The sequence below is a fragment of the Streptomyces sp. NPDC026092 genome (assembly GCF_040638605.1).
In the GTDB taxonomy this organism is placed as follows: domain Bacteria; phylum Actinomycetota; class Actinomycetes; order Streptomycetales; family Streptomycetaceae; genus Streptomyces.
In genome coordinates this window covers 55,444-80,267 of the sequence record NZ_JBEZYN010000024.1, presented here as the reverse complement: position 1 = coordinate 80,267, position 24,824 = coordinate 55,444, and the positions used below count along the sequence as shown (strand labels likewise).

General features: G+C 70.3%; 24 protein-coding genes and 6 tRNA genes. 14 read left to right on the top strand and 16 right to left on the bottom strand.

Annotation, left to right across the window (positions count from 1 at the left end; translation table 11 throughout):
* Positions 1-58: 58 nt before the first annotated feature.
* A complete protein-coding gene (locus AB0F56_RS30845) occupies positions 59-586 on the bottom strand; it encodes a hypothetical protein (protein ID WP_362015550.1) in 528 nt (175 codons plus the stop codon).
* Between the two features lie 217 nt (positions 587-803).
* On the bottom strand, positions 804-1,154 hold the full coding sequence (locus tag AB0F56_RS30840) for a metallopeptidase family protein (RefSeq protein ID WP_329422512.1): 351 nt from the start codon (positions 1,152-1,154) through the stop codon (positions 804-806).
* Positions 1,155-1,258: 104 nt separating this feature from the next.
* On the opposite strand from AB0F56_RS30840, the gene AB0F56_RS30835 reads away from it, so the two are divergent.
* The 3 genes from AB0F56_RS30835 to AB0F56_RS30825 all read left to right on the top strand — a co-directional run bounded on the left by AB0F56_RS30835 (position 1,259) and on the right by AB0F56_RS30825 (position 1,541).
* Positions 1,259-1,331, top strand: a tRNA-Glu gene (locus AB0F56_RS30835).
* Positions 1,332-1,371: 40 nt separating this feature from the next.
* Positions 1,372-1,445, top strand: a tRNA-Asp gene (locus AB0F56_RS30830).
* Positions 1,446-1,467: 22 nt separating this feature from the next.
* A tRNA-Phe gene (locus tag AB0F56_RS30825) sits at positions 1,468-1,541 on the top strand.
* Positions 1,542-1,637: 96 nt separating this feature from the next.
* Here AB0F56_RS30825 and AB0F56_RS30820 read toward each other — a convergent pair.
* The 3 genes from AB0F56_RS30820 to AB0F56_RS30810 all read right to left on the bottom strand — a co-directional run bounded on the left by AB0F56_RS30820 (position 1,638) and on the right by AB0F56_RS30810 (position 3,628).
* Positions 1,638-2,471, bottom strand: a complete 834-nt coding sequence (locus tag AB0F56_RS30820) for a cytochrome c biogenesis CcdA family protein (protein ID WP_362015547.1) — start codon at positions 2,469-2,471, stop codon at positions 1,638-1,640.
* Positions 2,468-3,196, bottom strand: coding sequence for a thioredoxin domain-containing protein (locus AB0F56_RS30815; RefSeq protein WP_362015545.1), 729 nt, complete (start codon positions 3,194-3,196; stop codon positions 2,468-2,470). The genes AB0F56_RS30820 and AB0F56_RS30815 overlap by 4 nt, the downstream gene beginning before the upstream one ends.
* Positions 3,197-3,262: 66 nt before the next feature.
* Positions 3,263-3,628 carry a hypothetical protein gene (locus AB0F56_RS30810; RefSeq protein WP_362015543.1) on the bottom strand — a complete coding sequence of 122 codons (366 nt, stop codon included), beginning with the start codon at positions 3,626-3,628 and terminating at the stop codon, positions 3,263-3,265.
* A 145-nt stretch (positions 3,629-3,773) separates the two neighbouring features.
* Here AB0F56_RS30810 and hrpA point away from each other — a divergent pair, with 145 nt between their 5' ends.
* From hrpA to AB0F56_RS30795, 3 genes are all read left to right on the top strand, one after another.
* Entirely contained in the window at positions 3,774-7,724 is a 3,951-nt protein-coding gene (gene hrpA, locus AB0F56_RS30805; RefSeq protein WP_362015540.1) for an ATP-dependent RNA helicase HrpA, read from the top strand.
* Positions 7,725-7,827: 103 nt separating this feature from the next.
* A tRNA-Asp gene (locus AB0F56_RS30800) sits at positions 7,828-7,901 on the top strand.
* Between the two features lie 129 nt (positions 7,902-8,030).
* The gene (locus tag AB0F56_RS30795) at positions 8,031-8,213 is read left to right on the top strand and encodes a DUF6274 family protein (RefSeq protein WP_362015538.1); all 183 of its coding nucleotides are present in this window, start codon (positions 8,031-8,033) and stop codon (positions 8,211-8,213) included.
* A 322-nt stretch (positions 8,214-8,535) separates the two neighbouring features.
* On the opposite strand, the gene bldC is transcribed toward AB0F56_RS30795, so the two are convergent.
* Positions 8,536-8,742 carry a developmental transcriptional regulator BldC gene (gene bldC, locus AB0F56_RS30790; protein ID WP_003949541.1) on the bottom strand — a complete coding sequence of 69 codons (207 nt, stop codon included), beginning with the start codon at positions 8,740-8,742 and terminating at the stop codon, positions 8,536-8,538.
* Positions 8,743-9,290: 548 nt separating this feature from the next.
* Positions 9,291-10,166, bottom strand: coding sequence for a hypothetical protein (locus AB0F56_RS30785; RefSeq protein ID WP_362015535.1), 876 nt, complete (start codon positions 10,164-10,166; stop codon positions 9,291-9,293).
* Between the two features lie 157 nt (positions 10,167-10,323).
* Here AB0F56_RS30785 and AB0F56_RS30780 point away from each other — a divergent pair, with 157 nt between their 5' ends.
* Together AB0F56_RS30780 and AB0F56_RS30775 are read left to right on the top strand one after the other, a co-directional pair.
* Positions 10,324-11,418: a Glu/Leu/Phe/Val dehydrogenase dimerization domain-containing protein gene (locus AB0F56_RS30780; protein ID WP_362015533.1), complete on the top strand. Its 1,095-nt coding sequence runs from the start codon at positions 10,324-10,326 to the stop codon at positions 11,416-11,418.
* A gap of 364 nt (positions 11,419-11,782) precedes the next feature.
* Positions 11,783-12,040 carry a DUF3073 domain-containing protein gene (locus AB0F56_RS30775; protein ID WP_352189724.1) on the top strand — a complete coding sequence of 86 codons (258 nt, stop codon included), beginning with the start codon at positions 11,783-11,785 and terminating at the stop codon, positions 12,038-12,040.
* A gap of 130 nt (positions 12,041-12,170) precedes the next feature.
* Here the strand turns inward: AB0F56_RS30775 and purM are convergent, their stop codons facing one another.
* Positions 12,171-13,238, bottom strand: a complete 1,068-nt coding sequence (purM, locus tag AB0F56_RS30770; RefSeq protein ID WP_362015530.1) for a phosphoribosylformylglycinamidine cyclo-ligase — start codon at positions 13,236-13,238, stop codon at positions 12,171-12,173.
* A gap of 44 nt (positions 13,239-13,282) precedes the next feature.
* Positions 13,283-14,809, bottom strand: coding sequence for an amidophosphoribosyltransferase (purF, locus tag AB0F56_RS30765; protein ID WP_362015527.1), 1,527 nt, complete (start codon positions 14,807-14,809; stop codon positions 13,283-13,285).
* A gap of 336 nt (positions 14,810-15,145) precedes the next feature.
* Here purF and AB0F56_RS30760 point away from each other — a divergent pair, with 336 nt between their 5' ends.
* Complete coding sequence (locus tag AB0F56_RS30760) at positions 15,146-15,238, top strand: putative leader peptide (protein WP_361849886.1); 93 nt, start codon at positions 15,146-15,148, stop codon at positions 15,236-15,238.
* A 198-nt stretch (positions 15,239-15,436) separates the two neighbouring features.
* Positions 15,437-16,858, top strand: a complete 1,422-nt coding sequence (locus tag AB0F56_RS30755) for a sulfatase-like hydrolase/transferase (RefSeq protein WP_362015524.1) — start codon at positions 15,437-15,439, stop codon at positions 16,856-16,858.
* On the opposite strand, the gene AB0F56_RS30750 is transcribed toward AB0F56_RS30755, so the two are convergent.
* Positions 16,855-17,679: an META domain-containing protein gene (locus tag AB0F56_RS30750; RefSeq protein WP_362015521.1), complete on the bottom strand. Its 825-nt coding sequence runs from the start codon at positions 17,677-17,679 to the stop codon at positions 16,855-16,857. The two genes, AB0F56_RS30755 and AB0F56_RS30750, sit on opposite strands and share 4 nt — an antisense overlap.
* A 50-nt stretch (positions 17,680-17,729) precedes the next feature.
* A complete protein-coding gene (locus AB0F56_RS30745) occupies positions 17,730-18,518 on the bottom strand; it encodes a sterol carrier family protein (RefSeq protein WP_362015518.1) in 789 nt (262 codons plus the stop codon).
* A gap of 78 nt (positions 18,519-18,596) precedes the next feature.
* On the opposite strand from AB0F56_RS30745, the gene AB0F56_RS30740 reads away from it, so the two are divergent.
* Positions 18,597-19,001: a nuclear transport factor 2 family protein gene (locus AB0F56_RS30740; protein WP_362015516.1), complete on the top strand. Its 405-nt coding sequence runs from the start codon at positions 18,597-18,599 to the stop codon at positions 18,999-19,001.
* Here the strand turns inward: AB0F56_RS30740 and AB0F56_RS30735 are convergent.
* The 5 genes from AB0F56_RS30735 to purS all read right to left on the bottom strand — a co-directional run bounded on the left by AB0F56_RS30735 (position 18,989) and on the right by purS (position 23,656).
* A complete protein-coding gene (locus AB0F56_RS30735; protein ID WP_362015513.1) occupies positions 18,989-19,816 on the bottom strand; it encodes a M23 family metallopeptidase in 828 nt (275 codons plus the stop codon). The two genes, AB0F56_RS30740 and AB0F56_RS30735, sit on opposite strands and share 13 nt — an antisense overlap.
* Positions 19,817-19,840: 24 nt before the next feature.
* On the bottom strand, positions 19,841-20,350 hold the full coding sequence (locus tag AB0F56_RS30730) for a helix-turn-helix domain-containing protein (protein ID WP_362015510.1): 510 nt from the start codon (positions 20,348-20,350) through the stop codon (positions 19,841-19,843).
* 110 nt (positions 20,351-20,460) lie between these two features.
* Positions 20,461-22,710 carry a phosphoribosylformylglycinamidine synthase subunit PurL gene (gene purL, locus AB0F56_RS30725; RefSeq protein WP_362015508.1) on the bottom strand — a complete coding sequence of 750 codons (2,250 nt, stop codon included), beginning with the start codon at positions 22,708-22,710 and terminating at the stop codon, positions 20,461-20,463.
* On the bottom strand, positions 22,710-23,390 hold the full coding sequence (gene purQ, locus AB0F56_RS30720) for a phosphoribosylformylglycinamidine synthase subunit PurQ (RefSeq protein ID WP_362015505.1): 681 nt from the start codon (positions 23,388-23,390) through the stop codon (positions 22,710-22,712). The genes purL and purQ overlap by 1 nt, the downstream gene beginning before the upstream one ends.
* Positions 23,387-23,656: a phosphoribosylformylglycinamidine synthase subunit PurS gene (purS, locus tag AB0F56_RS30715; RefSeq protein ID WP_362015502.1), complete on the bottom strand. Its 270-nt coding sequence runs from the start codon at positions 23,654-23,656 to the stop codon at positions 23,387-23,389. Before purS ends, purQ begins: the two co-directional genes overlap by 4 nt.
* A gap of 333 nt (positions 23,657-23,989) precedes the next feature.
* Between purS and AB0F56_RS30710 the strand changes: the two genes are divergently transcribed.
* The 3 genes from AB0F56_RS30710 to AB0F56_RS30700 all read left to right on the top strand — a co-directional run bounded on the left by AB0F56_RS30710 (position 23,990) and on the right by AB0F56_RS30700 (position 24,689).
* Positions 23,990-24,343, top strand: a complete 354-nt coding sequence (locus tag AB0F56_RS30710; protein WP_362015499.1) for an Lsr2 family protein — start codon at positions 23,990-23,992, stop codon at positions 24,341-24,343.
* A gap of 121 nt (positions 24,344-24,464) precedes the next feature.
* Positions 24,465-24,536, top strand: a tRNA-Gly gene (locus AB0F56_RS30705).
* A gap of 80 nt (positions 24,537-24,616) precedes the next feature.
* Positions 24,617-24,689: transfer RNA gene (locus AB0F56_RS30700), tRNA-Gly, on the top strand.
* The last annotated feature ends 135 nt before the right edge of the window (positions 24,690-24,824 follow it).

The window sequence follows — 24,824 nt, the reverse complement described above, 5'->3', positions numbered from 1 at the left end:
CTACCACCATACGCACCCTCCCCCACCTATGGCAAACCGGACTGCGTCACACCGGCCCTCACGCCGGTCCGACCTGCGGTGATGCCTCCGGCTCCACCGGCGCCCCGGGGCCGTCGGCGGCCCGCATGGCACCCATGTGGGTGTCCGCGCCAGGCGTCGCGGTCGGCGAGTCGGTCGGGTCGGGCGTCGGCTGCGGAGTGGGGCTCGGGCTCGGCTCCACGGTCGGCTCGGGCGTCGGCTCCGGCGGGTCCACCGGTGGCGTGACCTCGCCACCCGGCGCGGTCGGCTCGCCCGCGCCGCCGCCCGGCCCGCCGGGCTCCTGCCCGCCCGGCTTCGGCCTGCCGCCCGAGACCCCGCCCGTCGGCGCCTCCACGGGGGGCTGCCCCGAGGCCGTCGGCGAGCCGCTCGGCACCGGCGACTCCGTCCCCGCGCCGGCCGCGTCGGGGCCGCTCTTCCCGGACGCGTCCCGGCCGGTTCCGCCGTACCGGCCCGAGACCCCGGCGCTCCCGCCGGACTCGGCCGCCTCGCCCTGCTTTCCCGCGGACTTGCTGGGCGCCGGCTTCGCGCCCTCGTCACTCACGCTCATGCAGCCGCTCAGACCGGCACAGGCCGCCACCGCCAACGCGGTCGCGGCCCATCTCACACGGGTGGGCAAATGGCGCACGGAGGGCACCTCCAGGACACAAAGGGCGGGAACAGCGGGCGGAAGACCGCGTTTCGCTACCCAACTCCCTTTGCACCACAAGGGACACGCCCCCATGGCGACCACCTGCCCGCGACCGGCCCCGGGTCGGGGCCTCCCGTCAGCCGTAGCCCAGTGCGTGCAGCCGCTCGTCGTCGATGCCGAAGTGGTGGGCGATCTCGTGGACGACGGTGATCTCGGTCTCGGCGACCACGTCCTCCCGCGACTCGCACATCCGCAGCGTCGGCCCCCGGTAGATCGTGATCCGGTCCGGCAGCACCCCCGCGTACCACTCGCCCCGGTCCGTCAGCGGAGTCCCCTCGTACAGCCCGAGCAGCTCCGGGTCGTCCGACGCGGGTTCGTCCTCCACGAACACCGCGACGTTGTCCATCAGTCGCGTCAGCTCCGGCGGAATCCGGTCCAGGGCCTCGGCGACAAGCTCCTCGAACTCCTCGCGCGTCATCTCCAGCACCCGGCCATTGTCCCCCCAGGTGAAACCGTTTTGGCGATAGCGGCCGCCATCCCATATGCTTCTCACGTCCCCGACGCGCTGCGAAGCGCGCAGGTGAGCCTCTAGCCCTCATCGTCTAGTGGCCCAGGACGCCGCCCTTTCAAGGCGGTAGCACGGGTTCGAATCCCGTTGGGGGCACGCAGTACCGTGTGCGAGACTAGTGATCGCGCACAAGCTTGGCTCTGTGGAGCAGTTGGTTAGCTCGCCACCCTGTCAAGGTGGAGGTCGCGGGTTCAAGTCCCGTCAGAGTCGCTGAAGCTGGAAACGGCTTCGTGGCTGGGTAGCTCAGTTGGTACGAGCGATCGCCTGAAAAGCGATAGGTCGCCGGTTCGACCCCGGCCCCAGCCACAAAGAGAAGGCCCCGTTCGAAAGAACGGGGCCTTCTTCGTGTACGCGCGGACGTACGACGACGGGGGTACGAGCCTCATCCCGTACCCCCGCCCCTCAGGCCTCCCGGCCCCGCCGCCCGCGCCACCCGCGCACCGCCAGCACCACCGCGACCACGGCCACCACCGCCACGAGCAGCGCCCAGTCCGGCACCGAACGGCCCACCGAGGCCACCCGCTCCTCCACCGCGAACGAGTCGTCCACCGACAGCAGCCCGGGCAGGGCCGTCGTGCCGTCGAAGGCCAGGAAGAGCGCGCCCAGCGCCACGAAGAAAAGGCCCGACAGCAGCGACGTCGTGTGCAGCTCGAACCGGCCGAACCGGACCGTACGGCCCCGCAGCCAGCGGCGCCGGCCCAGCTCGTACCGCTCCCAGAGCAGCGCGAGCAGGAACAGCGGCACCGCCATGCCCAGCGCGTACACGGCCAGCAGCAGGCCGCCGTACGCCGGGCTGCCGCTCAGCGCCGCCACCGTCAGGACACTGCCGAGGATCGGGCCCGCGCAGAAGCCGGCGAGGCCGTAGACCAGGCCGAGGGCGTAGACGGAGACCGCCGTCGTGGGCCGGATCCGGCCGCTGACCTCGGCGATCCGGCGCGAGGCGAAGCCCATCCCGAGGATCTGGAGCACACCGAGCGCGATGATCGTCCAGCCGCCCAGGGCCACCAGCAGGTCCCGGTGGCCGTAGAAGAGCCGCCCGGCGAACGAACCGGCCGCGCCGAGCGGGACGAGGGTGGTCGCGAGGCCGGCGTAGAAGATGCCGGTACGGGCGAGCAGCCGGCTCTTCGAGTCGATCGAGTACGCGAAGAAGGCCGGGAGCAGCAGGGCGCTGCACGGGCTGAGGAGCGCGAGGAGGCCGCCCAGGAACGCGGCCAGATAGCCGATGTCCGAGGTCATCGGCCGGCCTTGGACGGCTTCGCCGTCTTCGCCGCCGCCTCGATCGCCTCCGTGAAGGCCTCCATCGGCTGCGCACCCGCGATCGGCCGCCCGTTGACCAGGAACGACGGGGTGGAGGTGGCGCCGAGCGAGTACGCCTGCTCCTGGTCCTTGCTCACCGCCGCGCGGGCCGCCGCGCCGTCCGTGTCCTTCGCGAACCGCGCGAGGTCGGGGACCCCGGCCTCCTCGGCGAGGGCGTTCAGGCGGTCCTTGCCGAAGCCCTTCTCCTTGGCGCCGTCCGCGTACGCGGCCTTGTGGAACTCCCAGAACCGGCCCTGCTGCCCCGCCGCCCACGACGCCCGGGCCGCCGCCTCCGACTCCTCGCCGAAGATCGGGAAGTTCCGCCACTCGATGCGCAGGGTGCCGTTGTCGACGTACTTCTTCACCAGCTCGGGCTCGGTGTCCCGGGCGAACTTCCCGCAGTAGCCGCACTTGAAGTCGGCGTACTCGATGAGCACCACGGGCGCGTCGGCCCGCCCCATGGCCAGCTTGTCGGCGGCGTCGCGGCGGGCGTAGGCCTCCAGCTCGGGGTAGACGGGGCCGCCGGGCTCGGCGGAGACCTCGGCGGCCGAGGAACCGGACGAGCCGCCGGAGTCGGGCGCGCCCGCGGTGAACGAGACGACCCCGGCGAGGACGGCGGCCAGGGCGACCCCGGAGATGATCATGATCGGCTTGGACTTGGACATGCTGAAGCGCTCCTGAACAGGGATGAAGAAGAGGACGGACGACACGACGGACGGTCGGTCGGCCCTCTAGACGCGCAGGATCGAGAGCTCCACAGGCGAGGGGGGTACGAGCTCCGGCGGCTCAGGACCCGGAAGCAGCGCGCGTATGGCCTGGTCACAGCCCCAGGACCCGGCCCCGGCGGTCCGCTCCGCCGCCAGTGTGGGCAGCAGCTCGCCGAAGCCGTTCGGACGCGGCGGGGTGGCGGGCCGGGCGGCGCCGTCGACCGCGTGGCTCTGGCCGCAGCCCGGCGCGTCGCCCGACCCCACGACCGCGACGACGGCCTCGGAGGCCGGCGGCGCCGCCACCGCCGTCCCCGCCCCGCACACCAGCACCCCGAGCACCACGGACACCAGCGCGGCGAGCGCCGCGAGCGCGCGGGCGGTGCGGGACATAAAGGGGTACCTCTCGGATCTTCAGCTCGACGTGCCCGAAATATTACGGGTCGCCCCCGGGTCGCCCCACGGGCCGCCCCACGGGTCGGACCCCACGGAAATCGGTTCGCCCGTTCTCCGCCCGGGGTGCGATCCTGGATTCCGTATGTCTACTTCCTTCGCCGCCCTCCAGACCGTCCTGGCCGAGGTCTCGCTGCGGGACGCCCACCGGCTCGGCCGCCGCCTCGAGGGCGCCCGCCGCATCCGCAAGCCCGAGGCCCGTGAGGCCGTCCTGGACGAGATCGCCGCCGAGGCCGGCAAGGCCAAGGAGCGCGTCGACGCGCGGGCCGCCCGCGTGCCCGCGGTCACGTACCCCGAGCAGCTGCCCGTCTCGCAGAAGAAGGACGAGATCCTGGAGGCGATACGTGACCACCAGGTCGTGATCGTCGCCGGTGAGACGGGTTCCGGAAAGACCACGCAGATCCCCAAGATCTGCATGGAGCTCGGCCGGGGCGTCCGAGGCATGATCGGCCACACCCAGCCCCGCCGGATCGCCGCCCGCACGGTCGCCGAGCGCGTGGCCGAGGAGCTGAAGACCCCGCTGGGCGAGGCCGTCGGCTGGAAGGTCCGCTTCACCGACCAGGTGAACCCCGACGCGACCTTCGTGAAGCTGATGACGGACGGCATCCTGCTCGCCGAGATCCAGACGGACCGCGAGCTGCGCGCCTACGACACGATCATCATCGACGAGGCCCACGAGCGGTCCCTCAACATCGACTTCCTGCTCGGCTATCTGGCCCAGCTGCTGCCCAAGCGCCCCGACCTCAAGGTCGTCATCACCTCCGCGACCATCGACCCCGAGCGCTTCTCCCGCCACTTCGGCGAGGCGCCGATCGTCGAGGTCAGCGGACGGACGTACCCGGTGGAGGTCCGCTACCGGCCCCTCCTCGAAGAAGACTCGGAGGAGAGCGACCGGGACCAGATCACCGCGATCTGCGACGCCGTCGACGAGCTGCAGGCCGAGGGCCCCGGCGACGTCCTGGTCTTCCTCTCCGGCGAGCGGGAGATCCGCGACACCGCGGACGCACTGCTGAAGAAGCAGCTCCGCAACACCGAGGTCCTGCCCCTCTACGCCCGGCTCTCCCACGCCGAGCAGCACCGCGTCTTCCAGGCCCACTCCGGCCGCCGGATCGTCCTCGCGACGAACGTGGCCGAGACCTCGCTGACCGTCCCGGGCATCAAGTACGTCATCGATCCGGGCACCGCCCGCATCTCCCGCTACTCCCACCGGACCAAGGTCCAGCGGCTGCCGATCGAGGCGGTCAGCCAGGCCAGCGCCAACCAGCGCAAGGGCCGCTGCGGCCGTACGTCCGACGGCATCTGCATCCGGCTGTACTCCGAGGACGACTTCCTCTCCCGTCCGGAGTTCACGGACGCCGAGATCCTCCGTACGAACCTGGCGTCCGTCATCCTCCAGATGACCGCGGCTGGCCTCGGCGAGATCGAGAAGTTCCCCTTCATCGACCCGCCGGACCACCGCAACATCCGCGACGGCGTGCAGCTCCTCCAGGAGCTCGGCGCGATCGACCCGGCGGAGAAGGATCCGAAGAAGCGGCTGACCCCACAGGGCCGCAAGCTCTCCCAGCTGCCCGTCGACCCCCGCCTGGCCCGCATGGTCCTGGAGGCCGACAAGAACGGCTGTGTACGCGAGGTCATGGTGATCGCGGCCGCGCTCTCCATCCAGGACCCGCGCGAGCGGCCCGCCGAGAAGCAGGCCCAGGCGGACCAGCAGCACGCCCGCTTCAAGGACGAGACGAGTGACTTCCTCGCCTTCCTCAACCTCTGGCGCTACATCCGCGAGCAGCAGAAGGAGCGCGGTTCCAGCTCCTTCCGCCGGATGTGCAAGTCGGAGTACCTGAACTTCCTGCGCATCCGCGAGTGGCAGGACATCTACGCGCAGCTGCGCACGGTCGCCAAGCAGATGGGGATGCATCTCGAGGAGCCCTCGGCGGACTTCTCCGCGCCCGAGCAGTCGGTGCACACCTCGCTCCTCGCCGGTCTGCTCTCGCACATCGGTATGAAGGACGTGAAGGAGGGCGCGAAGAACGAGTACCTGGGCGCCCGCAGCGCCAAGTTCGCGGTCTTCCCGGGTTCGGCGCTCTTCAAGAAGCCCCCGCGCTTCATCATGTCCGCGGAGCTGGTGGAGACCTCGCGGCTGTGGGCCCGGGTCAACGCGAAGATCGAGCCCGAGTGGATCGAGCCGCTCGCCCAGCACCTGATCAAGAAGACGTACAGCGAGCCGCACTGGGAGAAGGACCAGGCGGCCGTGATGGCGATCGAGAAGGTCACCCTGTACGGCGTGCCGATCGTCACCGACCGCAAGGTGAACTACGGGCGGATCGACCCCGAGGCGAGCCGCGACCTGTTCATCCGCAACGCGCTCGTCGAGGGCGACTGGCGCACGCACCACAAGTTCTTCGCGGACAACCGCAAGCTCCTCACCGAGGTCGAGGAGCTGGAGCACCGCGCCCGCCGCCGGGACATCCTCGTCGACGACGAGACGCTCTTCGACTTCTACGACAAGCGCGTCCCCGAACACGTGGTGTCCGGTGCGCACTTCGACTCGTGGTGGAAGCGCAAGCGGCACGAGGAACCGGAGTTCCTCGACTTCGAGCGCGAGATGCTCATCAACGAGAAGGCCGCCGGGGTCACCAAGGCCGACTATCCCGACTCCTGGCGGCAGGGCCCGCTGAAGTTCCGGGTGACGTACCAGTTCGAGCCGGGCGCGGACGCCGACGGTGTGACCGTCCACATCCCGCTCCAGGTCCTCAACCAGGTAACGGACGAGGGCTTCGACTGGCAGATCCCGGGTCTGCGGGAGGAGATCGTGACGGAGCTGATCCGTTCGCTCCCGAAGCCGATCCGCCGCAACTACGTGCCGGCGCCGAACTTCGCGGCCCGCTTCCTCGACAGCGCGGTGCCGCTGCAGGAGCCGCTGACGGTGACGCTCGCGCGCGAGCTGCACCGGATGGTCGGCGTCCCGGTCTCCCCGGACGACTTCGACCTGTCCCGGATCGCCGACCACCTGAAGATCTCCTTCCGGATCGTCGACGAGCGGCGCCGCAAGCTGGCCGAGGACAAGGACCTGGAGGCGCTGAAGCTCCAGCTGCGCCCCAAGGCCCGCCAGGCCCTCTCCCAGGCCGCCGCGGCCGCCACGAGCGGCCCTGACGGCTCCGGGCAGTCCCTGGAGCGCACGGGGCTCACCGACTGGACGATCGGCACGCTCACGAAGGTCTTCGAGACCCGGCGGGCCGGCCAGCCGGTCAAGGCGTACCCGGCGCTCGTGGACGCCGGCGACACCGTCTCCGTACGCCTCTTCGACACGGAGGCCGAGCAGGCGCAGGCCATGTGGCAGGGGACGCGGAAGCTGATCCTGCTGAACATCCCGGTGAACCCGGCGAAGTTCGCCTCGGACAAGCTGACCAACCAGCAGAAGCTCGCCCTCTCCCGGAACCCGCACGGCTCGATCCAGGCGCTCTTCGACGACTGCGCGACCGCCGCGGCGGACAAGCTGATCGCCGACCACGGCGGCCCGGTCTGGGACGAGGAGTCGTTCCGGAAGCTGTACGACAAGGTCCGCGCCGACCTCGTGGACACGACGGTACGGACGGTGGATCAGGTCCAGCAGATCCTGGCCGCCTGGCAGGCCTGCGAGCGCCGCCTGAAGGCCACGAACAGCCTGGCCCTCATCGACAACCTGGCGGACGTGCGCACGCAGCTCGCCTGGCTGATGCCCGCGGGCTTCGTCACGAAGACGGGGCTGAGGCGGCTGCCGGACCTGATGCGCTACCTGGTGGCCGTGGACCGCCGGCTCCAGCAGATGCCGACCGGCGTCCAGCGGGACAGCACCCGCATGGAGAAGGTCCACGAGATGCTCGACGAGTACGCCTGGCTGCTCGAACAGCTCCCGAAGGGACGGCCGGTACCGAAGGAGGTCACCGACATCCGCTGGATGATCGAGGAGCTCCGGGTCAGCTACTTCGCCCACGCCCTCGGCACAGCTCACGCGGTCTCCGACAAGCGGATCGTGAAGGCGATCGACGCCGCCGCGCCGTAACCGGGACAGGCCCCCAGGGGGTGTCGCCTTGCGCCGGTTCGACCAGACCCTCTGACCTGCTGTACAGTCTTGTTCGCAGCCCCCGCTGAGGGCTGCGAATCAAGGTCCTGTGGAGCAGTTGGTTAGCTCGCCACCCTGTCAAGGTGGAGGTCGCGGGTTCAAGTCCCGTCAGGATCGCTCTTCGAGAAGGCCCGCACCGATCGGTGCGGGTCTTCTTCGTTGCCTCCCGGTGTATTGACGGCGTCGGGCGGACCCCGGTACCCCAGACATCAGGGAATCGGGGGCCCGGACCGGAGGTGGTCACGCATGGCCGCGGCATCGGCAGCGAGACACGAGATACGGGCGCTGCTGCGCGCCCATCTGGCGGCCGCGTCCCGCCACGGACACCTCACACGCCACTGCTCGGTCTGCCACCGCCTCCAGCGGCTCGCCATGGAGCTGGACCGGGCCACGGAGGAGACCGAGGACGAAAGTCCCACCGGCCCATGACCAACGCCTCGTTGGCGACCGCGCCGGCAGTGGCAGGCTGGTCTTTGGCAAGCCCTCGCCGGTGTGACGGGAGTCACCGAAAGAGTTTTACAAACCCCCGCACTTACACCCTCCCTACACCGGCCCCATTTAATATGTGCAATTGCACCGCACATCGGGGCCTCGGAGCCGGCACAAAAAAGATCGCGCTGGACCCGGCGGAGTCCAGCGCGATCGATGACGAAGAGCCTGTTGGGGCAGGCGCCTGGTCGGCAGAGCTTGGGTGGGCGGTCCAGGTTGGGGGACCCGGAATTGCCCGGCACTACAGGGTGTTGCGCGTACCTCAGGCCTCGCTGCGCTGCTGCGGAATGCCCGCGAGCAGGGCGCGGACCTCAGCCTCGCGGTAGCGGCGGTGTCCACCCAGCGTGCGGATGGACGTGAGCTTCCCTGCCTTGGCCCAACGGGTCACCGTCTTCGGGTCCACGCGGAACATCGTGGCAACCTCGGCGGGGGTCAGCAGCGGCTCGGCATCAGGGGTGCGAGCGGTCATGAGCGGCCTCCTCGGGAGAACCGAACCATCTCGGTTCTTTCCTCTAAATTCTGCACCTTGGCCCGCGTTGCCCGAAATGGCAGAAGCGGGCCGAGTCGGTTATAGGACGAACGGCTTGTCCTCGGCACTACAACTACACCATCCGTCCAGCCACGTCGGCCAAACCGATGGAATTGCCCTCGCAGGTGTTCATCAGCGGCGGAAGTCGATGGACCATGCCATAACGGACAGTCACGCCACTGTGACGATCAGTCACAGAGCGATCAGGAGTCCTCAGACCCCCCATAGAGTGCAATGCTGAGCGTTCCGCCCATAGTTGGACGGAAGGAACCCTCCCCGGACTCCTTGTCCTATTTTGGCACGAGGGAGGGTGAAGGACGCAAGGGCGCAGTAAGTGCTATCCGTCACGCTTGAGCCAAAGGCCCGGATCGGGACCTACGTCCCGGCACACTCCCCACCTACGTCCCGGCGCCCACACACCAACGTCCCGCCGGACACACAAGCCGCTTAATGATCATTTACATCAGGGAGACATGTCCTGTCGATGGTCAGTTGGCGAACTGCAGGTTGCGGATGTCCCGCCATCGCTCCGCGAGCCGCCCGTACGCCTCGCTCGCGGCCTCCCCGTCGCCGTCCCGCAGCGCCGCGATCCCCGCGGCCGCGTCCGCCGCCGAACGGTCCGCCGCGAGCCGCTCCGCCGACACCGCGTGCACCAGACCGCCGTAGTCCAGCTCCACGAGCGCCCGCGGATGGAACTCCTCCAGCCACCGGCCCACCTCGACCAGGCCCTCGGTCATCGGCCCCTCGTCGATCGCCTCCCGCAGCGTCCGCAGCGCCCGCGCGAGCCGCCGCCGCGCCTCCACCATCGGCGTCCGGTAGCGGAGCACCGGCGCCACGCCCTCCGCCTTGTCCCCGGGCACGTACTCCCGCTCCTCGTCCGAGAAGAGCGTGAACCAGCGCACCGGCACCTGCCAGACCGCCGTACGGATCCACGGCCGGGCGTCCGGGTTCCGCTCCCGCCAGCGCTCGTGGTCCGCCGCCACCTGGGCGCGCACCACCGGCGGCAGCATCGCGTCGAGCACCGACGCCGGCAGCGGCGGCCGCCCCGGCTCGGCCTCCCGCGGCCGCCCCAGCTCCTCCACGGCCAGCAGGGCCCGCATCCGGGTCCGCCACGGGCAGATGACGACCACCCCGTCGAGCTGCGCCACGAAGGCGTCCCCGCTCTCCTGGACCGGCACCGGGACCGGCGGGGTGGGCAGCAAGTCCGCCAGCGAGCGGCGCAGTTCGTCCTGGGCCGTCGGCGTCCCCTCTCTTCGCGCGTACCGCGCCCAGTGGCCGCGCTCCGGCTCGGGGAAGGCCCCCAGAGGTTCGTAGATGCGCAGATAGGAGGCGTACGGGACGAGGACCGAAGAGGCGACCGACATGTCGCGATCCTTCCACGGCAGTACTCCGGGAGGGGGTGATCCTGCGCACTGCGGCGGATCTACGCCCAGGTAGGACTTACCCTTCTGCCGAACCGGTCCGCCACCACCCGCATGGAGGGCCGGAGTAACCGCCGCTTCGTACTTGGGAGTCACCACCGTGACCGATGTGACCGGCGTTCCTGCTGCTGACGTACTGCACACTCTGTTCCACTCGGAGCAGGGTGGCCACGAGCAAGTCGTGCTCTGCCAGGACCGCGCCTCCGGCCTCAAGGCCGTCATCGCCCTCCACTCCACCGCCCTGGGCCCCGCCCTCGGCGGCACCCGGTTCTACCCGTACGCCTCCGAGGCAGAGGCCGTCGCCGACGCGCTGAACCTCTCCCGGGGCATGTCGTACAAGAACGCCATGGCCGGCCTCGACCACGGCGGCGGCAAGGCCGTGATCATCGGCGACCCCGAGAAGATCAAGACCGAAGAGCTGCTGCTCGCCTACGGCCGCATGGTCGCCTCCCTCGGCGGCCGCTACGTGACGGCCTGCGACGTCGGCACCTACGTCGCCGACATGGACGTCGTCGCCCGGACGAACACCTGGACCACCGGCCGCTCCCCCGAGAACGGCGGCGCCGGCGACTCCTCCGTCCTCACCGCCTTCGGCGTCTTCCAGGGCATGCGCGCCTCCGCCCAGACCCTCTGGGGCGACCCCACGCTCCGCGACCGCAAGGTCGGCGTCGCGGGCGTCGGCAAGGTCGGCCACTACCTGGTCGAGCACCTCCTGGCCGACGGCGCCGAGGTCTACATCACCGATGTGCGCGAGGAGTCGGTGCTCCGGATCACCGACAAGCACCCGCAGGTCAAGGTCGTCGCGGACACCGACGCCCTGATCCGCGTCGAGGGCCTGGAGATCTACGCCCCGTGCGCGCTGGGCGGCGCCCTGAACGACGAGACCGTGCCGGTCCTGACGGCGAAGATCGTCTGCGGCGCGGCCAACAACCAGCTCGCCCACCCCGGCGTCGAGAAGGACCTCGCGGACCGCGGGATCCTCTACGCGCCCGACTACGTGGTCAACGCCGGTGGCGTGATCCAGGTCGCCGACGAGCTGCACGGCTTCGACTTCGACCGGTGCAAGGCGAAGGCCACGAAGATCTTCGACACCACCCTCGAGATCTTCGCTCGTGCGAAGGCGGACGGCATCCCGCCGGCCGCGGCCGCCGACCGGATCGCCGAGCAGCGGATGGCGGACGCCCGTCGCGGCTGAGCATGGCCGATTCTTGACGGGCCGGTCCACCGGGACGCCACCAGGACGCCACCGGGAGGCAGCCGGGGCCGGGTCGGGGCTCGGAGGGGTGAACTTTGTAGGTTCACCCCAATCGAGAGATGACTCACCCCGGTCGGCGGGTCGGCCCTCAAGAAGAGGTTAAAATCGCGATTGACCAGCGAGGACGGGGCTCCTCGAAGGTTCTGTACCGAGGCATGTGATGCGTGCGGCGTACCGTATGGCCACGGAAGCAGGTACCGTTGAAGCCCTACGGACCGGTCTCTCCTCCGAGAGCCCGTTCCGACTCATGAACGCGTGTCAAGACTCTGGGGCCGCCGAGCCCCGTCACCGAGGGGGTCGAGCCATGGGGCGCGGCCGGGCAAAGGCCAAGCAGACCAAGGTCGCCCGCCAGCTGAAGTACAGCAGCGGCGGGACTGACCTGTCGCGTCTGGCCAACGAGCTGGGCGCTTCGACTTCGAGCCAGCCGCCGAATGGCGAGCCGTTCGAGGACGACGACGAGGAAGACGACCCGTACGCGCAGTACGCGGATCTCTACAACACGGACGACGAGGACGAGGACGACGAGTCCGGTCCCGACGCGTCGTCCCAGCGTCGCGCTTGACCTCTTAAAGAGCGCTGCTCAACACCGAACCCGGTCCGGATACCCGGACCGGGTTTCTGTGCGTCTCCGTGCGGATCCGCGAGGTGTCCACGGGACGGTGGGTGGGGCGGCGCCCACCCACCGTGCCGGATCAGACCGCGTAGTCGCCGATGAGCTCCGCGCCCGTCGTGTGCTCGCCGCGCTCGGTGATCTCGCCCGCGACCCAGGCCTCGACGCCCCGGTCCTCCAGGGTGGCCAGGGCCACCTCCACGGACTCGGCCGGGACGACGGCCATCATGCCGACGCCCATGTTCAGGGTCTTCTCCAGCTCGAGCCGCTCGACCTGTCCGGCCTTGCCGACCAGGTCGAAGATCGCGCCCGGGGCCCAGGTCGAACGGTCGACCACGGCGTGCAGCCCGTCCGGGATCACCCGCGCCAGGTTGGCGGCCAGGCCGCCGCCCGTGATGTGGCTGAAAGCGTGCACCTCGGTGGTCCGGGTGAGCGCCAGGCAGTCGAGCGAGTAGATCTTCGTCGGCTCCAGGAGCTCCTCTCCCAGGGTCCGGCCGAGCTCCTCGACGCGCTGGTCGAGGCTCATGCCGGCCCGGTCGAAGAGGACGTGGCGGACGAGCGAGTACCCGTTGGAGTGAAGGCCGGAGGACTCCATCGCGATGACGGCGTCACCCGTACGGATGCGATCGGGGCCGAGGAGGCGGTCCGCCTCCACCACGCCCGTACCGGCGCCGGCGACGTCGAAGTCGTCCGGGCCGAGCAGGCCGGGGTGCTCGGCGGTCTCGCCGCCGACGAGGGCGGTGCCGGCGAGGACGCAGCCCTCGGCGATGCCCTTGACGATCGAGGCGACCCGCTCGGGGTGGACCTTGCCGACGCAGATGTAGTCGGTCATGAAGAGCGGCTCGGCGCCGCAGACGACGATGTCGTCCATGACCATCGCGACCAGGTCGTGGCCGATGGTGTCGTAGACGCCCATCTGGCGGGCGATGTCGACCTTCGTGCCGACGCCGTCGGTGGCGGAGGCGAGCAGCGGACGCTCGTAGCGCTTGAGCGCGGAGGCGTCGAAGAGGCCGGCGAAGCCGCCGAGGCCACCGAGGACCTCGGGGCGCTGGGTCTTCTTGACCCACTGCTTCATCAGCTCGACGGCGCGGTCACCCGCCTCGATGTCGACGCCCGCGGAAGCGTAGGAGGCACCGGTGGTCTCAGGCATGGCTGGGAACTTTCGTGTCGTACTGCGGGGTGTGCAACGGGGTCTTACGGGCGGCGCAGCGCGTCGGCGGCCGCGGTCGCGGCGGGGCCGGCGGCGAGTTCGGTCTCCAGGAGCTGCTTGCCGAGCAGCTCGGGGTCCGGCAGCTCCATCGGGTACTCGCCGTCGAAGCAGGCCCGGCAGAGGTTCGGCTTGTCGATGGTGGTCGCCTCGATCATCCCGTCGATGGAGATGTACGAGAGCGAGTCGGCGCCGAGCGACTTGCCGATCTCCTCGATCGACATGCCGTTGGCGATCAGCTCCGCGCGGGTCGCGAAGTCGATGCCGAAGAAGCAGGGCCACTTCACCGGCGGCGAGGAGATCCGGATGTGGATCTCGGCCGCGCCGGCCTCGCGGAGCATCTTGACCAGGGCGCGCTGGGTGTTGCCGCGGACGATCGAGTCGTCCACGACCACCAGGCGCTTGCCCTTGATGACGTCCTTGAGCGGGTTCAGCTTCAGCCGGATGCCCAGCTGGCGGATGGTCTGCGAGGGCTGGATGAAGGTGCGGCCGACGTAGGCGTTCTTCACCAGACCGGTGCCGAAGGGGATGCCTGAGGCCTCGGCGTATCCGATCGCGGCCGGCGTGCCGGACTCCGGCGTCGCTATGACCAGATCGGCCTCGACGGGGGCCTCCTTGGCGAGGCGACGGCCCATCTCGACGCGGGAGAGGTAGACGTTGCGACCGGCGATGTCGGTGTCCGGGCGGGCCAGGTACACGTACTCGAAGACACAGCCCTTGGGCTTCGCTTCCGCGAATCGCGACGTGCGGATGCCGTTCTCGTCGATCGCGATCAGCTCGCCCGGCTCGACCTCGCGGACGTAGCTGGCGCCGCAGATGTCGAGGGCGGCGGACTCGGAGGCGACGACCCAGCCGCGCTCGAGACGGCCGAGGACCAGCGGACGGATGCCCTGCGGGTCACGGGCCGCGTAGAGGGTGTGCTCGTCCATGAAGACGAGGGAGAAGGCGCCCCGGACCTCGGGGAGGATCTTCGCGGCGCCCTGCTCGATGGTGAGCGGCTTGCCGTCCTCGTCGACCTGGGCGGCGAGGAGCGCCGTGAGCAGGTCGGTGTCGTTGGTGGCCGCGACGCGGGTGGTCCGGCCCTCCTGCTTGGGGAGGTCGGCGACCATCTCGGCGAGCCGGGCCGTGTTCACCAGGTTGCCGTTGTGGCCGAGCGCGATGGAGCCGTGGGCGGTCGCCCTGAACGTCGGCTGCGCGTTCTCCCACACGGAGGCACCGGTGGTCGAGTAGCGGGCGTGACCGACCGCGATATGACCTTGGAGCGAACCGAGAGAGGTCTCGTCGAAGACCTGGGACACCAGGCCCATGTCCTTGAAGACGAGGATCTGGGAGCCGTTGCTGACCGCGATACCCGCGGATTCCTGGCCCCGATGCTGGAGGGCGTAGAGCCCGAAGTACGTGAGCTTTGCGACCTCTTCACCCGGAGCCCAGACACCGAAGACGCCGCAAGCGTCCTGGGGGCCCTTCTCGCCGGGAAGCAGATCGTGATTGAGTCGACCGTCACCACGTGGCACGTTCCCGAGTGTAGGGGAGGTCGACCACTGGTCCGAATTGGGGAATTGAGCGGGGTCCCGGTTTGGTGTGATCGTACGAGCTGATCGACAAGCCTGGTGGGGCCGTCCGCGAGGCCCCCGGGGGCCAAGGGGCAGAAGGGCTCCGAGGGGTCGGGACCGAGAGCCGAAATGCCTGCTACCGATGGGTAGGAGCGGGCTCGGGAGGCTCCGGGTGTGACGGAGTTCGCACGACACGGCGGCCGTTCGGCGCGTGAGGCACGCGTCCGTGAGACGGCCGTCCCAGGGAGCGGGACGGGCGTTGACAGGGGTACGGCGGTTCGGCCAGGCTCCAGCCCCATGCAGCCTCTGCGTGACCGCTCGGTCACCCTCGTGGCGCGCCGACACGTCGACCTGGTCCGTGTCGCCGGCGCGCTCTGTCGCTGCGCCTAGGGGCGAGCAGCCCCAGCGCCCCCGCCCCGCTGAGGGGCACCTCTTCGCCCTCACTCTTCGAGGGCACCCCCTCCTGAGCACGCCAGCTCTGTAGCTCCGCGCCGAGCCACGGCCCCCGTCCGGGTCAGGGCCGCGCCGCCGCGCGCCCTCGTGCGCCCGCACCCCTTCACGCGTACCCGCACCTTCCAAGGAGCCTCCATGCCCACGCCCAAGACACCCCTGTCCCGACGCGCTCTCGGCGGGGCCGCCGTCGGAGCCGCCGCCGTCGGCGCGCTCGGCGCCGGAGCCGGGACCGCCGAGGCCGGGACCGTGCAGGCCGCGAGCCCGCGGGAGCGGGAGTTCCGGGCCGCGACCGGGCGGCGCTCGCGGCGGCCGAACATCCTGTTCATCCTCGGCGACGACCTCGGCTGGGCCGACCTCTCCTCGTACGGCTCGACCCACATCCGTACGCCGCACCTCGACCGGCTCGCCCGCCAGGGAGTCCGCTTCACCAACGCCTACTCCGGCTCCGCGACCTGCTCCCCGACCCGGTTCTCCCTGTATACGGGCCGCTTCCCCGGCCGTACGAAGGGCGGGCTGGCCGAGCCGATCGCCGACAGGTCCGTCGGCCTGGAGCCGACCCACCCCACGCTCGCCTCGCGGCTGCGCGAGACCGGCTACGCCACCGCGCTGATCGGCAAGTGGCACTGCGGCTACCTGCCCGACTACTCCCCCACCCGCTCCGGCTGGGACGAGTTCTTCGGCAACTTCGGCGGCGCCCTGGAGTACTACTCCAAGCTCGGTCTCGGCGGCGAGTACGACCTCTACGAGGGCGACGCGCAGTACAAGGACCTGCGCTACTACACCCGGATCCTGACCGAGCGGGCGAGCGAGTACGTCTCCCGGGACCACGACCGGCCCTGGCTGCTCAACCTGAACTTCACCACCCCGCACTGGCCCTGGATCGCCGACGGCGACGAGGAGGCGAGCGCCGAGATCGTCCGGCGGATCAAGGCCGGCGACCGGAGCGCGCTCTGGCACCAGGACGGCGGCTCCATAGCCAAGTACAAGGAGATGGTCGAGGACCTCGACCGCTCGATCGGCGAGGTCCTCACCGCCCTGAAGCGGTCCGGGCAGGAGGAGGACACGCTCGTCTTCTTCGCCAGCGACAACGGCGGCGAGCGTTTCTCCTACAACTGGCCGCTGGCCGGCAACAAGGGCTCGCTCCAGGAGGGCGGCATCCGCGTCCCGTCGATCCTGCGCTGGCCCGCCCGGATCGACGGCGGCCAGGTCAGCCACCTGCCCGTCTACAGCCCCGACTGGACGGCGACCCTCCTCGAACTGGGCGGCGCCCGCCCCCACCCGGCGTACCCGCTGGACGGGACGAGCCTCGCCGGGCACCTGCTGCGGGGCGAGCGGGTCCGCGAGCGGGACCTCTTCTGGCGGGTGCGGGGCGAGCGGGCGTTGCGCCGCGGCGACTGGAAGTACTACCGCGGCAAGAGCGGCCGTGACCAGCTGTTCCACCTCGCCGAGGACGTCCGCGAGCAGGCGGACAAGGCGCCGTTCGAGCAGGCGCGCCTCGCCGAGCTGCGGGCGGCCTGGGAGCGGACGGACGCGGGGCTGCTCCCGTACCCGAGCTAGCTCTTGGGGGCGGGCGTCGTCGCGGAGAAGCCCTCGCCGTCGGCGCCCGTGAGGGTCAGCGTGCGGTGACCGAGCTTGTACGAGAGCGGTCCGTCGAGGAGCTCGTACAGCTTGGTCTCCAGCTGCATCTGCGGGCCCGAGCAGATCATCCGGGTGGTCGCGACCGGTCCGGTGACCGTGAGCGTGGTGGGGGTGACCTCGGCGGTGGCCGTGAACCGGTTGCAGCCCAGGTTGCCCCGGACCTTGCCGTCCTTGTCGATGACGAACGTGGCCTTGCCCTCGCTGCCCTGCGGCACGGAGGAGGCCGTCTCGCCGGAGAGCAGGGAGTCGACGGTCCAGGTGGTGCCGTTGAGCGGGGCCGGCGGTTCGGAGGTCAGGGCGACGACGTTCTTGCCGTCGAGCGAGGTGAGGGTGAGCCGGTCGCCCTCGACCCGGGCCTTCATCGAGCCGTCGAAGACCTTCTGGAGCACCGCCTCGAAGGCGCCCCGCTCACCGGGGCACGCCATCTCGGTGCCCTGGCCCTGCTTCACGGTGACCGTGTCCCCCTGGACCGACACCTCGGCCCCGAAACCGTTGCAGCCGCTGTTCCCCGACGCCTTGCCGTCCGCGGCGATCTGGAGGTGGGCGCCGTCGGGCGCCCGGTTCTCCTTGCCCTCCGTCGTCACGGTCTCGAAGTTCCAGTGGACACCGGTGACGGGCACGTCGGGGGCGACGGTTCCGGCACCGGGATCGGAACCGGACTTCTGGGTGCCGCACGCCGAGAGCACGACGAGCGAGGCGGCCAGGACGGCGGTGGCTGCGGTGGTGCGTGTCTTCAGCATGGGGATGGGACGGGCGAACGGTACGGACGGTTCCGTACGGCTCCGGGGAGTCACCCCATCAGTGGCAGCAGCGCGGCGAGGTCCGCCCGCTCCCCGCTCGCGCCGACCCGCGCCGCGTCCAGCTCCTCGGCCCACCGCGCCCGGCCGGTCGCGAGCCGGATCCAGGTGAGCGGGTCGGTCTCGACGACGTTGGGCGGGGTGCCCCGGGTGTGGCGCGGGCCCTCCACGCACTGGACGACCGCGAAGGGCGGGATCCGCACCTCGACCGCCCCGCCGGGCGCCTTGATCGCGAGCGCGTCGGCGAGCAGCCGGGTGCAGGCGGCCAGGGCCTGCCGGTCGTACGGGATCTCCAGGCCGGTCGCCGCGTTCAGGTCGTCGGTGTGGACGACGAGTTCGACGACCCGGGTCACCAGGAAGTCGGCGAGCCGCATCGCGCCGAAGCGCATCCGGACGAGCCGCTCGTCGGAGACGCCCTCGATCCGCTCCTGGTACAGCGCGGCCGTCGCCGCGAACAGGCCGGCCAGGTCGGCCGAGTCGATCGCGCGGGTGTCCTCGTCGATCCGCGCGGCGGCCGTCGCCGTCACCGCGGGCCAGTCGAGCAGACCGAGCGCCCGCTCGGCCGGCTCGGGTTCGCCGAGCGCGCGGGCGACGGCGCCGACCGCCATCGTCAGGTGCGCCGCCAGGTCCCGTACGGTCCACTCCCCCAGCCGCGTCGGCCCGTCGAGCTGCTCGGGCGTGAGCCCCTCCACGGCCTTCGTCACGTTCTCGAACTGGGCGAGCACGGCGGCCCTGGTCTTCGCGGAGTCGTAGCTGCGGGTGCGCTTCTTGGCCGGTGGCATGGGGGCGAGGGTAGTCGGAGACTGGAAGGGGAGGGCTTCCAGCACAGCGCCAATTCGCCTGAGAGGGGTCGATCAGCGATGGCTGAGCACCCTGACACCGCCGTGGTCCGCCGGGGCTACGAAGCGTTCGGCAAGGGAGACATGGACACCATCCGGTCCCTGATGACCTCGGACTGCACGCACCACGCGCCGGGCGACAACCGGATATCCGGGCACCACAAGGGCGTGGACAACTGCATCGCCTACTACGAGCAGCTCGGCGCTCTCACCCACGGCACCATGCGGGTCGACCTCGACAGCATCACCGTCGACGGCCGTGGGCACGCCATAGCGGCCCACAAGTTCCACGCCGACCGCGGCGACCGCGGCATCGAGATGCACGGCGCGCTCTTCTTCACCATCGTCGGCGGCAAGATCACCGACGTCGACGAGTGTGTCGAGGACATGGACGAGAACGACGCCTTTTGGGGTCAGGCCGAGTAGGCCGGGCGTCCCACGAGGAACGTCTCGCCGTTCTTCGGCACGCCCACTCCGCGCCAGGTGAACGGCAGCCCGCGGGCCGTGGCCAGGTCCGGGCCGTCCATCAGCTGGAAGTGCACGTGCGGCTCGGTGGAGTTGCCGGAGTTGCCGCACCGGGCGAGTTCCTGGCCCGCCACGACCCGGTCGCCCGCGCGGACGGCGAGCGAGCCGCGCTTGAGGTGCGCGTACATCGCGTACGTACCGTCGCCGAGGTCGAGGACCAGGTGGTTGCCGGTGACGCGGCGCGCGCCCGCGAGGACGCGGACGGCCGACTCGACCAGCATCAGATAGGCCACGGCGGGCAGCGAGTTGCGGCTCAGGTGATCGCGCTGGCGGTCCTCGGCGTGCACGACGGTCGCGTCGGCGACCGCGAGCAGCGGGGCCCCGAAGGCGGGGAAGTCCTCGCTCGGCCGTGCCACCGGCCAGAGGCGGGCGAAGGCCGGGCGGGGCCGCCGCTCGTCCTCCTCGACGATGTCGATGGCGTAGGTCTGGCCGTACTGGTGGGTGCCGTGGCTGGGCGTGCGGTCCGCCGGGCTGTTCAGGGCCGACCAGCGCCCTGTGACGGGCGGGTCCACCTCGATCGCGGCGCGCGGGGCCGCGGCGGCCGCCCGGCGGGCGGTCCCGGAGAGCGTGACGCCGACCGCCATCGCGGCGAGCGCGGGCAGCCAGCCCATCCAGTACGGATACGGCGGTTCGACGAAGACCGAGGCGAGCGCCTGCACGACGAAGAGCAGCCAGAGCGAGCGGTGGACGACCGTCGCGATCTTGCGCGTGGACATGAGCGTTCCCCCTGAACGACGTGATTACGGACGGGCGGCGGTGAGGACCACCAGGAGCGGGACGACCCGGGCTCCCGGCACCTCGTAGCGGCCCCGTCCCGTGGTGTGGAGCCAGCCCGCGCCGGTCAGTTGGCGCAGGTGGTGGTAGATCTGGCCGGTCGTGCCGAGTTCCTCCACGTCCGCCAGCTCGGCCGCCGTGCGCCGGCCGCCGAGGATCTCCCGCAGCAGCCGGAGCCGTACGGGATGGCCGAGAGCTGCGAAGGAGTCGGCGGTCTCGGCCCAGTCCTCGTCGAGCAGCCGCTCGGTGAAGGCGCCGAACTGCCACTCGTACCGCTCCTCGGTCGGCAGCCGGACCGTGCCGGTGAACAGCACCGCGCCGTCCTCGCCGCGCGGGCCCGCCCCGGCGATCTCCGCCTTGAGCCCTTCCAGCGCCCAGAACGTCCCGTCGGCGATCTCGGGCGCGGGGCGGTCCGCCCGCCCCTCCAGCTCGGCCATGCGCCGTTCCAGCGCGGCGACCCGCTCCTCAAGCTCCATGTTCGTAGATTACGTAATTACGTAATCACACGCAAGGATGCCACGAGAAAGCCCCCGCCCGGACCCGAAGGTCCGAACGGGGGCTCCCGTGATGCTCCGTACCAGGCGTATCAGGCCAGCAGGCCCGGGATCGTCGCCTCGTGCGCCGTGCGCAGCTCGCTCAGCGCGATGCTGAACTCGCCCTGCACATCGATCTCTTCGCCGTCCACGACACCGATCCGCGCCGCCGGCAGACCCCGCGCGCCGCACATGTCGGTGAAGCGGAGCTCCTCGCTGCGCGGGACGGCCACGACCGCGCGGCCGGCCGACTCGCTGAAGAGGAACGTGAAGGCGTCCAGGCCCTCCGGGACGACCAGGCGCGCGCCGGTGCCGCCGCGCAGGCAGGACTCGACGACCGCCTGGACCAGTCCGCCGTCGGACAGGTCGTGCGCCGCGTCGATCATGCCGTCGCGGGAGGCCGAGATCAGGATCTCGCCGAGCAGCTTCTCCCGGTCGAGGTCCACGGCCGGCGGCAGACCGCCGAGGTGCTGGTGGATCACCTCGGACCAGGCCGAGCCGCCGAACTCCTCACGCGTGTCGCCGAGCAGGTAGAGGAGCTGGCCCTCTTCCGCGAAGGCGATCGGCGTACGGCGGTTGACGTCGTCGATCACACCGAGCACGGCCACGACCGGCGTCGGGTGGATGGCGACCTCGCCCGTCTGGTTGTACAGCGAGACGTTGCCGCCGGTCACCGGGGTGCCCAGCTGCAGGCAGCCGTCCGCGAGACCACGGGTGGCCTCGGCGAACTGCCACATCACGGCCGGGTCCTCGGGCGAACCGAAGTTGAGGCAGTTGGAGATCGCCAGCGGCTTGGCGCCGGAGGCGGCCACGTTGCGGTACGACTCCGCGAGCGCGAGCTGCGCGCCCGCGTACGGGTCGAGCTTCGCATACCGGCCGTTGCCGTCGGTCGCCATGGCCACGCCGAGGTTGGTCTCCTCGTCGATCCGGACCATGCCCGCGTCCTCGGGCTGCGCCAGGACGGTGTTGCCCTGCACGAACCGGTCGTACTGGTCCGTGATCCAGGACTTCGACGCCTGGTTCGGGGAGGAGACCAGCTTCAGGACCTGGTCCTTCAGCTCCTCGCCGTTCTGCGGCCGGGGCAGCTTGTTCGCGTCGTCGGCCTGGAGCGCGTCCTGCCACTCGGGGCGGGCGAAGGGACGGTGGTAGACCGGGCCCTCGTGCGCGACCGTGCGCGGCGGGACGTCGACGATCTGCTCGCCGTGCCAGAAGATCTCCAGGCGCTCGCCGTCGGTGACCTCACCGATGACGACCGCGATGACGTCCCACTTCTCGCAGATCTCGAGGAAGCGGTCGACGTACTGCGGCTCGACGATCGCGCACATGCGCTCCTGCGACTCGCTCATGAGGATCTCCTCGGGCGAGAGCGTCGCGTCGCGCAGGTGGACCCGGTCGAGGTCGACCCGCATACCGCCGGAGCCGGCCGAGGCCAGCTCGGAGGTCGCGCAGGAGAGTCCGGCGCCACCCAGGTCCTGGATGCCCGCGACCAGCTTCTCCTTGAAGATCTCCAGGGTGCACTCGATGAGGAGCTTCTCCTGGAACGGGTCGCCGACCTGGACCGCGGGGCGCTTGGTGGGCTTGGTGTCGTCGAAGGTCTCGGACGCGAGGACCGAGACGCCGCCGATGCCGTCGCCACCGGTACGGGCGCCGTAGAGGATCACCTTGTTGCCGGGGCCCGAGGCCTTCGCCAGGTGGATGTCCTCGTGCTTCATCACGCCGATGCAGCCGGCGTTGACCAGCGGGTTGCCCTGGTAGCACTCGTCGAAGACGACCTCGCCGCCGATGTTCGCCAGGCCCAGGCAGTTGCCGTAGCCGCCGATGCCCGCGACGACGCCCGGCAGGACGCGCTTGGTGTCGGGGTGGTCGGCCGCGCCGAAGCGCAGCGGGTCCACGACCGCGACCGGGCGGGCGCCCATGGCGAGGATGTCGCGGACGATGCCGCCCACGCCGGTGGCCGCGCCCTGGTAGGGCTCGATGTACGAGGGGTGGTTGTGCGACTCGACCTTGAAGGTGACCGCGTAGCCCTGGCCGACGTCCACGACGCCCGCGTTCTCGCCGATGCCGACGAGCATGGCGTCGTTCTCGGGGACCTTCTCGCCGAACTGCTTCAGGTGGACCTTGCTGCTCTTGTACGAGCAGTGCTCGGACCACATGACGGAGTACATGGCGAGCTCGGCACCCGTGGGACGGCGGCCGAGGATCTCGCGGATGCGCGCGTACTCGTCCTCCTTGAGGCCGAGCTCCTTCCAGGGCTGCTCGCTGTCCGGGGTCTCGGTGGCGTGCTTGACGGTGTCGAGGCTCATCAGGCGTTGACCAGCTTCTTGAGGATCGAGGTGAAGAAACCGAGGCCGTCGGTACGGCCCGTACCGATCAGCGGCTCGACGGCGTGCTCGGGGTGCGGCATGAGGCCGACCACGTTGCCCGCGGCGTTGGTGATGCCCGCGATGTCGCGGAGCGAGCCGTTGGGGTTCACGTCCAGGTAGCGGAAGGCCACCCGCCCCTCGGCCTCCAGCTCGTCGAGCACCCGCTCGTCGGCGACGTACCGGCCGTCCATGTTCTTGAGCGGGACCTGGATCTCCTGGCCCTGCTCGTAGTCGGCGGTCCAGGCGGTCTCCGCGTTCTCCACCCGCAGCTTCTGGTCGCGGCAGATGAAGTGCAGGTGGTTGTTGCGCAGCATCGCGCCCGGCAGCAGATGGGCCTCGGTGAGGATCTGGAAGCCGTTGCAGATGCCGAGGACGGGCATGCCCGCCTTCGCCTGCTCGATGAGCGGCTCCATGACCGGCGAGAAGCGGGAGATGGCTCCGGCCCGCAGGTAGTCGCCGTAGGAGAAGCCTCCGGCCAGGACCACGGCGTCGACCTGCTTGAGGTCCTTGTCGCGGTGCCAGAGCGAGACGGGCTCGGCGCCCGCGAGGCGGACGGCGCGCAGCGCGTCCTGGTCGTCGAGCGTTCCGGGGAACGTGACGACGCCGATGCGTGAGGTCACGACGGGGCCCCGGCGGTCTCCGTGGACTCGACCTTGACGGTGAAGTCCTCGATCACGGTGTTGGCGAGGAAGGTTTCGGCCATCTCATGGATGCGGGCGAGGGCGGCCTCGTCGACCGGACCCTCCACCTCCAGCTCGAAGCGCTTTCCCTGGCGGACGTCGGCGATTCCCTCGAATCCGAGGCGGGGCAGTGCACGCTGCACGGCCTGGCCCTGGGGGTCGAGGATCTCCGGCTTGAGCATGACGTCGACTACGACGCGTGCCACTGGCACTCCCGGTGGTGTGTTGCGTGGGCGGTTCCCTCAGCGTACCTGCCTCCAAATTCTACGCGGGTAGAGGACTGGAGGACCCTACAAAGCCTCCCGAAGATCTCCGAAGATCCCCACGGAAAATTCAAGTGAAATATTGCGCGGGCCATTGCGGGGAGACACGCTGATGCAATTGGCTGGGCTTCACAATGCGACGCCTACCGCTGTACAAAGGAATACAGAGGAAAGCAGCATTGGCCCGGGGCAGCCGTAAAGTCGGTGTCGCCGCACGTCAGAGGCGCCACACCCGCCAAGACGATCACGGCGCGCCGCAGGAAAGGACCGATATCCGTGGCTCAGCGAGTAGTGGTCACTCTCTCCGACGACATCGACGGCGGAGATGCGGCGGAAACGGTTGCGTTCGGCCTGGACGGGAAGTCGTACGAGATCGACCTGAATCCCGCCAATGCAAAGAAACTGCGCAAGGCGCTGGCCCCCTACCTCGCGGCCGGCCGGAAGCTGACCGGCAGGGCCGCCACCGCACGCGCCGGCGGAGCCTCCCCCTCCGTGGCTTCGTACAAGCACACCGCCCTCGCCCCCGACCCGGCGGCGGTCCGCGCCTGGGCCCAGTCCAACAAGATGGACGTGCCCGCCCGCGGCCGCATCCCGAAGCGGGTCTACGAAGCGTTCCGCGAGGCCAGTTGAGCCCGCGACCCGGTCCGCCCGGCCGCGTGCCGGGAACCGAGTTGCGCTCCACCCCCGCTGATCGGCTAGAGTCTGGATCACGCCGAAGGGCAAGGCCGCAGGGCCGAACCTCACGCAGCGTGCGGGTGTAGTTCAGTAGTAGAACATCCCCCTTCCAGGGGGAAGGCGCAGTGTGCAATTCCTGTCACCCGCTCTGCATCGCATTACCGAGCACTCCGGTGCATCAGGTACAGTGGTGCTCGCACCGCCCGGTGAAAGCCGAGCGGCAGCAATGCGGACGTGGCTCAGTTGGTAGAGCATCACCTTGCCAAGGTGAGGGTCGCGAGTTCGAATCTCGTCGTCCGCTCGTTGATCGAAGGCCCGGTTCTCAGGAACCGGGCCTTCGTCGTGTCCGCCCCCTTTCGCGCGTCTCACATCTGCCCTTCTGACATTTGTCATGCGCAGTGATGACAGCGCGCACTGCCGAGCCGCCCGCCGCGCC